The organism is Burkholderia sp. Ac-20379 (genome assembly GCF_017104645.1).
GTDB lineage: Bacteria > Pseudomonadota > Gammaproteobacteria > Burkholderiales > Burkholderiaceae > Burkholderia.
Genome location: NZ_JAAGPF010000046.1, coordinates 26213 through 34984, shown reverse-complemented (window position 1 = coordinate 34984; position 8772 = coordinate 26213). Strand labels below are relative to the sequence as shown.

Sequence of the window (8772 nt, the reverse complement as noted above, 5' to 3'; positions counted from 1 at the left end):
ATGATCTGCGCACCACCGAGACCTCCCCCGCCCCCAACCCTCTCTCCCACCACGACGCTCCTCCGCTGTAAGCCGATTGCCGCGCCGGCCTCCGCCACCACCGGCGCCCATCTCGCGCGCCAGGCCCGTTCCCGGCTCGCCGCGAGCCTCGCCACCAACGCCGCGCTGTCGGACGGACGCTCGATCACCGCGGCGCAGGCCCGCGCCAACGGCCTGCCGTTCATCGCGCGCCATTTCGACCAGATCGACACCGCGCACAGCGGGCGCGTGAGCCTGCAGCAGGTGCGGCAATATCTGCAACGCGAGCCGCAGTGAGGCGCAGTGCGCCGCAGTGAGCCACCACTTGGCTGGCGCGGGCCGCGCGCCACGGCGCAACAGCGCGGGGCGGCGGCCCCCGCTGCGCCGCCGCCCCGTTTTCGTTATGATCGAAACACGCCGCGCCGGCGATCAGGGTCAGCCGGGCGCGGCGGGCCGGCTGCATGCCGCACCGGCTTTCTCGCGACCAGAACAACAACATCACCGATCTTGCGCCGTATGAAAGCACATCGATTCGCGGCCGCCGGCCTCGCCTGCGCCGCCCTGCTGACCACCGCCACGCCCGCGTTCGCCGCCGAGCCGAAAGCGCTCGACGCCGCGCTCGACTGCTCGTGGAACGGCCACAAATTCATCGCGCCGCTGGCCGAAGCCGGCGACATCGACACCAAACCGATGCACGTCGAAGCGAATTCGATGAACGCATTCCACACCACGCATCCGCTGACGGCCTACGGCTTTTCGGTCTACGTGGTGCTCGGCTATCAGGAAAACGATCCGCTGTTCCAGCACGGCGACGGCAAGCAGATCGACCAATGGGGCTACGGCGTGGTGGTGCGCGGCTCGAGAAGCAGCGTCGAGGAAAAGGTGCGCGCCGCCGGCAGCAACGCCACCGTCAAGGCCGCGTTTCCGTTCCTGACCGCGATCGTCTGCACGCCCTGAGCCTTCGCAGGGCTTCGAGCGCATAAAAAAATGGCTGCATGCCTTTCGCATGCAGCCATTTTTTATCGAGCCGGCGCCCGGCCTTCCGCTCAATCTTCCGTATACACCACGCGATACGGAATCCCGACCTTCTCCCATTCCGCCGCTTCCTGGCTCAGGCTGTAGTCGGTCAGCGGATTCTGCTCGACCCAGCTGTTCGGCAAGCGCACTTCGTAGCCGCCCTTCTTGTTGTCCGACACCGAGATCTGCGGCAGGCCGGCATCGGTTCGGCGACGGCACAGCAGCGCGGCGAGGCGCAGGCAGAACAGCAGCGGCCATTCGACGTCGCGCGACTGCGAAAGCTTGCCGAGCTTGCCCGCATGGCCGAGCACCAGCGCCGCGAGGCGGGCCTGATCGGTGCGCGAGAAGCCGGGCATGTCGGCATTGCTGGCGATATAGGCCGAATGCTTGTGATACGAACTGTGCGAGATCGACAGGCCGATTTCGTGCAACGCGGCCGCCCAGCCCACGAACGTGCGATCTTCCGGACGCCGGATTTCCTCGGTCTGTTCGAGCTGATCGTAGAAGCTGGTGGCGAGCGAGGCGATGCGGTCGGCCTGGGCGCGATCGACGCCGTAACGGCGCGTGAAGCCCTCGACCGTCACCGCGCGCATGTCCTCGTGCTGCGCGCGCCCGAGCAGGTCGTACAGCACGCCGAGGCGCAGCGCGCCGTCGGTGGTGTCGACGTAATCGATGCCGAGCTCCTCGAACACGGCCAGCATGATCGACAGGCCGCCCGCCAGCACCGGAATGCGGTCGGGCTTCAGCGCGACGAGCTTCAGGCGGTTGACGTTCTCGGCCTTGATCAGTGCGCGCTTGAGGCGTTCGAGCCCGCCGCGCGAGATGCCGTGCGTGATGCCGGCGTCGTTGAAGCCGTTGCCCTCGACCAGTTCGGCCAGCGCGCGCGCCGTGCCCGACGAGCCGATCGCCTGATCCCAGCCGGCCTTCTTGTATTCGCCTGAGATGATCTGGATTTCACGCTTGGCGGCCAGTTCGGCCTGCCGCATCGTGTATTCGTCGACGTTGCCGGCCGGGAAGAACTGGCGGCTGTGGCTCACGCAGCCGATGTACAGGCTTTCCATGACGATCGGCGTGTAGTGCTGGCCGATGATGAACTCGGTCGAGCCGCCGCCGATGTCGACCACGAGGCGCTTGCCCGCGTTGGCCGGCACCGAGTGCGCGGCGCCCGCGTAGATCAGGCGCGCTTCCTCGCGGCCGGCGATCACTTCGATCGGGAAGCCGAGCGCCGCTTCGGCCTCGACCAGAAACTCGCCGGCGTTCTTGGCGACGCGCAGCGTGTTGGTGGCCACCGCGCGCACGTGATCGGGGTGGAAATCGCGCAGGCGCTCGCCGAAGCGCTTCAGCGCTTCCCAGCCGCGCTCCTGCGAGGCGCGATCGAGCATCTTGTCGCGCGACAGGCCTGCCGCGAGACGAACCGGCTCGCGCAGTGCGTCGACCGGGTAAATCTGGCTGCCCGCAGGCGTTTCCTCGACCCGGCCGACGATCAGCCTGAAGCTGTTCGAGCCGAGATCGACGGCGGCGAGTAGTTGCGGGGATGTGACCATCGGGTAGTTGCTCCGTTCTCGTCCGGCGAGCCGCCGCTACGCCGGACCATGACATTCAAACGCCACATTTTAAATGCTGTCGCAGCCGCGGTGTCGGATCATCGCAAGCAATTGCTGCAACCGCGAAATGTTTCGTTTGAAACAGACGGTGAGATTTGCCGGTTGCCGACGTATTATTTGCTGAGGCATCCTGCATTGTCATCAATACGTCATCAAATCATGGAATGTCAGGACGTATCATTCGAAAAGAAGTACAAATACGTCATCAATATGTCATTAAACCGTGAGAATTTCCGAGCACCCCTTCCTCCCCTCCGCACCTGATCAGCCATCCACGCTGCCGATGTCCATCCGCTACCCGCTGCTCAATCGTGAACTGGGCATCCTCGGCTTCAACGAGCGCGTGCTCGCGCAAGCCGCCGATCCGCACGTTCCGTTGCTGGAACGGCTGCGTTTCATCTGCATCACCAGCAGCAACCTCGACGAATTCTTCGAAGTCCGAATGGCCGGGCTGCAGGAGCAGATGCGCGACAACCCGGGCGCGCCGTCGCCCGACGGCATGTCGCTGCAGCACGTGTACGACCTGGTGGTCGAGCGCGCGCAACGCCTCGTCCACAAGCAGTACGCGATGCTGCACGAGACCATCATCCCGGCGCTCGAAACCGAAGGCATCCATTTCCACGGCACCGACAGCTGGAGCGAGGCGCAGCTCGACTGGGCCCGCAACTACTTCCTCGACGAACTGCTGCCAGTGCTGACGCCGATCGGGCTCGATCCGGCGCACCCGTTCCCGCGCGTGCTCAACAAGAGCCTGAACTTCGTGGTCGAACTCGAAGGCCGCGACGCGTTCGGCCGCCAGGCGCTGCTCGGCATCGTCCAGGCGCCGCGCGCGCTGCCGCGCGTGGTGCGCATGCCGCAGGAACTGTCGGGCTTCCGTCACGGCTTCGTGCTGCTCAGCTCGTTGATGCAGCGCTTCGTGGGCGAGCTGTTCCCGAAGCTCGTGGTCAAGAGCTGCAACCAGTTCCGCATCACGCGCAACAGCGAACTGTTCGTCGACGAGGACGAAATCACCAACCTGCGCGTCGCGCTGCAGGGCGAACTGCCCGCGCGCCACCTCGGCAACGCGGTGCGGCTCGAGGTGTCGGCCGACACGCCCGCGCACATCGTGCGCCGCCTGCTCGACGAGAGCGAGCTCGGCGATCGCGACTGCTATCGCGTGAACGGCCCCGTCAACCTGGTGCGGCTCATGCAGTTGCCCGATCTGGTCGACCTGCCCGAACTGAAGTTCGTGCCGCACACGCCGGCCACGCCGCCGGAAGTGACCAACGCGCCGTCGATGTTCGCGGCGATCGATCGCGGCGACATCCTGCTGCACCATCCGTACGAAAGCTTCCAGCCCGTGCTGCAACTGCTGCAGGAGGCCGCGAAGGATCCGAACGTGGTCGCCATCAAGCAGACCATCTACCGCACCGGCACCGATTCGCCGCTGATGGACGCGCTGATGGAAGCCGCGCGCAACGGCAAGGAAGTGACGGTGGTGGTGGAGCTGCTCGCGCGCTTCGACGAGGAAACCAACATCAACTGGGCGTCGCGGCTCGAGGCCGTGGGCGCGCACGTGGTGTACGGCGTGGTGGGCCACAAGTGCCACGCCAAGATGGTGCTGATCGTGCGCCGCGAAAAGCACGGCGGCAAGAACGTGCTGCGCCGCTACGTGCACCTCGGCACCGGCAACTACCATCCGCGCACGGCGCGCCTCTACACCGATTTCGGGCTGATGACGGCCGAGCCGAGAATTTGCGAGGACGTCCATCACGTGTTCCAGCAGCTGACCGGCATCGGCGGCGAGCTGCGGCTGCACGAGCTGTGGCAATCGCCGTTCACGCTGCATCCGAAGATGATCGAGGGCATCCGCCGCGAAATCGCCAACGCGCGCGCCGGCAAGCGCGCGCGGATCGTCGCGAAGATGAACGCGCTGCTCGAACCGTCGGTGATCGCCGAGCTGTACGACGCCTCGCAGGCCGGCGTGAAGGTCGATCTGATCGTGCGCGGCGTGTGCGCGCTGCAGCCGGGCGTGCCGGGGCTGTCCGAGAACATCACGGTGCGCTCGATCATCGGCCGCTTCCTCGAACACCACCGCATCTACTACTTCCATGCGGGCGGCGCCGAGGAGGTCTATCTGTCGAGCGCCGACTGGATGGATCGCAACCTGTTCCGCCGCGTCGAGGTGGCGTTCCCGATCCACGATCGCAAGCTCAAGCGCCGCGTGATCGCCGAAGGGCTGTCGGTGCTGCTCGGCGACAACCAATCGGCGTGGCTGATGCAGAGCGACGGCCACTACAAGCGCCGCCGCACCGGCAAGACGCCGCGCAGCGCGCAGCTCGGGCTGCTGGAGAAGTTCGGCGGCTGAGCCCGCTTCGCCCGGCCGCATCGCGCGATGCAAATGAAAATGCCACCCGCGAGGGTGGCATTTTTTCATGGCGCGGGCGCGGGCTCAGGCCTGCTGCGAGCGGCGCGCCACCGTGCGTTGCGTCGGGAAGCGCGCGGTGAACGTGCTGCCGCGCCCTTCCTCGCTCTGAATCAGCAACTGGCCGTCGTGGCGTTGCAGCACATGCTTGACGATCGCGAGGCCGAGGCCCGTGCCGCCCGTGTCGCGCGACCGGCTGCGGTCGACGCGGTAGAAGCGCTCCGTCAGCCGCGGCAGATCTTCCGACGGAATTCCGAAGCCGCTGTCCTTGACCGAGAACACCGCCTGCGTGCCGTCGCGCCGCCAGCACACGCGAATCTTGCCGCCTTCCGGCGTGTAGCGCACCGCGTTCGTGACGAGATTGCCGAGCGCGCTGAAGATTTCCGTCTCGGCGCCCGTTACCGTCAGTTCCTCGTCGATCTCGAACGAAATCTCGTGGTGCCCCGCCGACAGCGATTGCGCGACATCCTCAAGATGGCCGAGCACGTCGTCCATGTCGACCGGCTTGTCGGTGGGCGGCTTGCCCTCGCCTTCGAGCTTGGCCAGCACCAGCAGGTCGGTGACGATCTTGCGCATGCGCGACGCCTGCTGCTCCATCATGTCGAGGTAGCGCGCGCGCTCCTCTTCCGACACCGGCAGCTCGCGCAGCGTTTCGAGGAAGCCCGACAGCACCGTCAGCGGCGTTTTCAGCTCGTGCGAGACGTTGGCCACGAAGTCGCGGCGCATCGCGTCGGTGCGCTCGACCTCGGTGATGTCCTGCGTGAGCAGCAGCTTGCGGTTGTCGCCGTACGGGAACACCTGCACGGCGATCACGTGCTGACGCCCCTCGCCCATGCCGCGCATCACGAGCATCTCGTCGTAATGCTGCGCGTTGAGGTAACGCACGAAATCGGGGTGACGCACCAGATGCGTGATGTGCTGGCGCAGGTCGCGCTTCGAATCGAGCCCGAAATGCAGCTCGGCGATCGCGTTGCACCATTCGATCTGGTCGTGATCGTCGAGCATCGCCACGCCGTTCGGCGAGGCCTGGATCGCCTGGATGAAGCGCGAATGCTGCTGCTCGACCTGACGCACCTGCGAATGCCACTGCTTCGCGAGCTTGTGCAGGCGATAGTAGATTTCGCCCCAGATGCCCGGCGCGCTCGGCACTTCGCCGTACACCGGCGCGTCGAGCAGGCGCCACAGACGCTGCGTATGGAAGGTGCTGAAGAACGCCTGCGCGGCCAGCAGGAGGACCGCGACCGCAAGGCCAGCGCGAATGCCGATCAGCGCGCCGGCCAGCGCGGACACCAGCGCGAGCAGGACGAGCGAGACCAGAAAGCGCGCCCAGATGATGTTCATGGTTGGCGCTCTAAAGAGAACGGGAGTGAGCTGGAGCGCGGCGCGCGGGCGATCGCCCCGATCGCGCGCCGCGTGGCGTCAAGCGTGTTTCGCGAGGCGGTAGCCGCTGCCGCGAACGGTTTCGATCATAGCATCGCACCCTGCCGGCTTGAGGGCCGCGCGCAGGCGCTTGATATGCACGTCCACCGTACGCTCCTCGACGAATACGTGATCGCCCCACACCTGATCGAGCAGTTGCGTGCGGCTGTGCACGCGCTCGGGGTGCGTCATGAAGAAATGCAGCAGGCGGAATTCGGTCGGACCGAGGTCCAGCTTGATCTCGTTGCCTTCGGCGCTGGCCGCGACGCGATGCGTGGCCGGATCGAGACGCAGGCCGTTGATCGACACCACGTCCTCGGTGAGCTGCGGCGCGCGGCGGCGCAGCACCGCCTTGATGCGCGCCATCAGTTCCTTCGGCGAGAACGGCTTCGTGACGTAGTCGTCCGCGCCGATCTCGAGGCCCAGCACCTTGTCCTGCTCGTCACCGCGCGCCGTCAGCATGATGATCGGAATATGCTTCGTACGCTCGTTGTTGCGAAGTTCGCGTGCGAACGCGATACCCGATTTGCCCGGCAGCATCCAGTCGAGCAGGACCAGATCAGGCAGAACGTCGCTGATCAGGTTTTGCGCCTGCTCCGCGTTGTACGCGCGAATCGCACAATGGCCCGCGTGTTGCAGGTTCACCGAAATCAGTTCGGAAATCGCGGGCTCATCTTCGATGACGAGAATGTTGCTGGGCATCGGCACCTCTGTCCGTCCTTGTCCTGGCTGATTAACTGTTGGCTTCGCGGTCGAGCAGATCGCGCGGCTGGTGCCGCACGTCGGTGCCCTTGACGATGTAGATGATGAATTCCGCGATGTTCTTCGCGTGATCGCCGACGCGCTCGATCGCCTTGGCGATGAACAGGAAGTCGAGGCCGACCGAGATCGTGCGCGGATCTTCCTGCATGTACGACACGAGCTTGCGCACGAACGCACGGAATTCCTGGTCGATTTCCTTGTCGTCCTTGACGATCTGGGCAGCGGCCACCGTGTCGAGACGCGCGAACGCGTCGAGCGCGCGGCGCAGGATCGTCACGGCCATCTCGCCCGACACCTTGATCTCGGCGATGTTCACGCCGCGTGCGATCGGCTCGTCGGCCAGACGGCGCACGCGCTTGGCGATCTTCTCGGCTTCGTCGCCGGCGCGTTCGAGGTTGGTGATCGTCTTCGAGATCGACATCAAGAGGCGCAGGTCGCGCGCGGCCGGCTGGCGGCGCGCGATGATGTTGCCGCACTCTTCGTCGATTTCGACTTCCATCGAATTCAGGATGTCTTCGTTGGCGATCACGCGCTCGGCCGCTTCGCGGTCGAATTCGTTGAGGGCGTGGATCGCCTCGGTGATCTGCGCCTCGACGAGGCCGCCCATTTCGAGAACCTTCGACGACACCGCGTTCAGATCGGCGTCGAATTGGCTCGACAGATGCTTATCGGTCATTGTTCTTGCTCCGTCATCAACCGAAACGGCCGGTGATGTAATCTTCCGTTTCCTTGCGGGCCGGCTTGATGAAGATCTTTTCAGTATCGCCGAATTCGATCAGCTCGCCCAGATACATGTAAGCCGTGTAGTCCGAGCAACGCGCCGCCTGCTGCATGTTGTGCGTGACGATCACGACCGTGTAGTCGCTCTTCAGTTCGGCGATCAGCTCTTCGATGCGGCCGGTCGAGATCGGGTCGAGCGCCGAGCACGGCTCGTCGAGCAGCAGCACTTCGGGGCGAATGGCGATACCGCGCGCGATACACAGGCGCTGCTGCTGGCCGCCCGACAGGCCGTAGCCGCTCTGGCCCAGCTTGTCCTTCACTTCGTTCCACAGCGCGGCCTTGGTCAGGGCCCACTCGACGCGGTCGTCCATTTCCGAGCGCGTGAGCTTCTCGAACATCTTCACGCCGAACGCGATGTTGTCGTAGATCGACATCGGGAACGGGGTCGGCTTCTGGAACACCATGCCGATGCGCGCGCGCAGCAGCGAGATGTCCTGCTTCGATTCGAGCAGGTTCTCGCCGTCCATCACGATCGCGCCTTCGGCGCGTTGTTCCGGATACAGCGCGTACATCTTGTTGAACGTGCGCAGCAGCGTGGACTTGCCGCAGCCCGACGGCCCGATGAACGCGGTCACCTTGCCTTCCGGAATGCGCATGTTGATGTTCTTCAGCGCATGGAACTTGTTGTAGAAGAAGTTCAGATTGTTGACTTCGATCTTCGCTTCGGTGGTGACGAGCGGCGACTGGCCGTGTGCCGCGTTGCCGCCGGCGGGGGCTTTGCCGAGTTCGATCGGTTTCAGGTGGCTTTCTGCCATATTCATCGGATTG

8 protein-coding genes are annotated in these 8772 nt (G+C 65.1%); 3 read left to right on the top strand and 5 right to left on the bottom strand.

The features are described 5' to 3' along the window. Together G3N92_RS09160 and G3N92_RS09155 are read left to right on the top strand one after the other, a co-directional pair. On the top strand, positions 1-315 hold the full coding sequence (locus G3N92_RS09160) for a hypothetical protein (RefSeq protein WP_241014676.1): 315 nt from the start codon (positions 1-3) through the stop codon (positions 313-315). 219 nt (positions 316-534) lie between these two features. Next, complete coding sequence (locus G3N92_RS09155; protein ID WP_206127141.1) at positions 535-975, top strand: hypothetical protein; 441 nt, start codon at positions 535-537, stop codon at positions 973-975. Between the two features lie 89 nt (positions 976-1064). Here the strand turns inward: G3N92_RS09155 and ppx are convergent, their stop codons facing one another. Then, positions 1065-2579, bottom strand: a complete 1515-nt coding sequence (ppx, locus tag G3N92_RS09150; RefSeq protein WP_206127140.1) for an exopolyphosphatase — start codon at positions 2577-2579, stop codon at positions 1065-1067. Positions 2580-2922: 343 nt separating this feature from the next. Between ppx and ppk1 the strand changes: the two genes are divergently transcribed. Next, a complete protein-coding gene (gene ppk1 / locus G3N92_RS09145; protein ID WP_206127139.1) occupies positions 2923-4986 on the top strand; it encodes a polyphosphate kinase 1 in 2064 nt (687 codons plus the stop codon). 84 nt (positions 4987-5070) lie between these two features. Here the strand turns inward: ppk1 and phoR are convergent, their stop codons facing one another. The 4 genes from phoR to pstB form a co-directional block, all read right to left on the bottom strand. Further along, entirely contained in the window at positions 5071-6384 is a 1314-nt protein-coding gene (gene phoR / locus G3N92_RS09140; RefSeq protein ID WP_206127138.1) for a phosphate regulon sensor histidine kinase PhoR, read from the bottom strand. Between the two features lie 78 nt (positions 6385-6462). Beyond that, positions 6463-7164 (bottom strand): phosphate regulon transcriptional regulator PhoB, encoded by a 702-nt coding sequence (gene phoB / locus G3N92_RS09135; RefSeq protein WP_206127137.1) that lies wholly within the window; start codon positions 7162-7164, stop codon positions 6463-6465. Positions 7165-7195: 31 nt separating this feature from the next. Continuing rightward, positions 7196-7900, bottom strand: coding sequence for a phosphate signaling complex protein PhoU (gene phoU, locus G3N92_RS09130; RefSeq protein WP_206127136.1), 705 nt, complete (start codon positions 7898-7900; stop codon positions 7196-7198). A 16-nt stretch (positions 7901-7916) separates the two neighbouring features. Continuing rightward, positions 7917-8765 (bottom strand): phosphate ABC transporter ATP-binding protein PstB, encoded by an 849-nt coding sequence (pstB, locus tag G3N92_RS09125; RefSeq protein ID WP_206127135.1) that lies wholly within the window; start codon positions 8763-8765, stop codon positions 7917-7919. Positions 8766-8772 lie beyond the last annotated feature (7 nt).

Excerpts from the sequence above, each read along its gene's own strand:
- G3N92_RS09160 (WP_241014676.1), top strand. The coding sequence starts at position 1 with ATGATCTGCGCACCACCGAGACCTCCCCCGCCCCCAACCCTCTCTCCC.
- G3N92_RS09155 (WP_206127141.1), top strand. The coding sequence starts at position 535 with ATGAAAGCACATCGATTCGCGGCCGCCGGCCTCGCCTGCGCCGCCCTG.
- ppx (WP_206127140.1), bottom strand. The coding sequence starts at position 2,579 with ATGGTCACATCCCCGCAACTACTCGCCGCCGTCGATCTCGGCTCGAAC.
- ppk1 (WP_206127139.1), top strand. The coding sequence starts at position 2,923 with ATGTCCATCCGCTACCCGCTGCTCAATCGTGAACTGGGCATCCTCGGC.
- phoR (WP_206127138.1), bottom strand. The coding sequence starts at position 6,384 with ATGAACATCATCTGGGCGCGCTTTCTGGTCTCGCTCGTCCTGCTCGCG.
- phoB (WP_206127137.1), bottom strand. The coding sequence starts at position 7,164 with ATGCCCAGCAACATTCTCGTCATCGAAGATGAGCCCGCGATTTCCGAA.
- phoU (WP_206127136.1), bottom strand. The coding sequence starts at position 7,900 with ATGACCGATAAGCATCTGTCGAGCCAATTCGACGCCGATCTGAACGCG.
- pstB (WP_206127135.1), bottom strand. The coding sequence starts at position 8,765 with ATGAATATGGCAGAAAGCCACCTGAAACCGATCGAACTCGGCAAAGCC.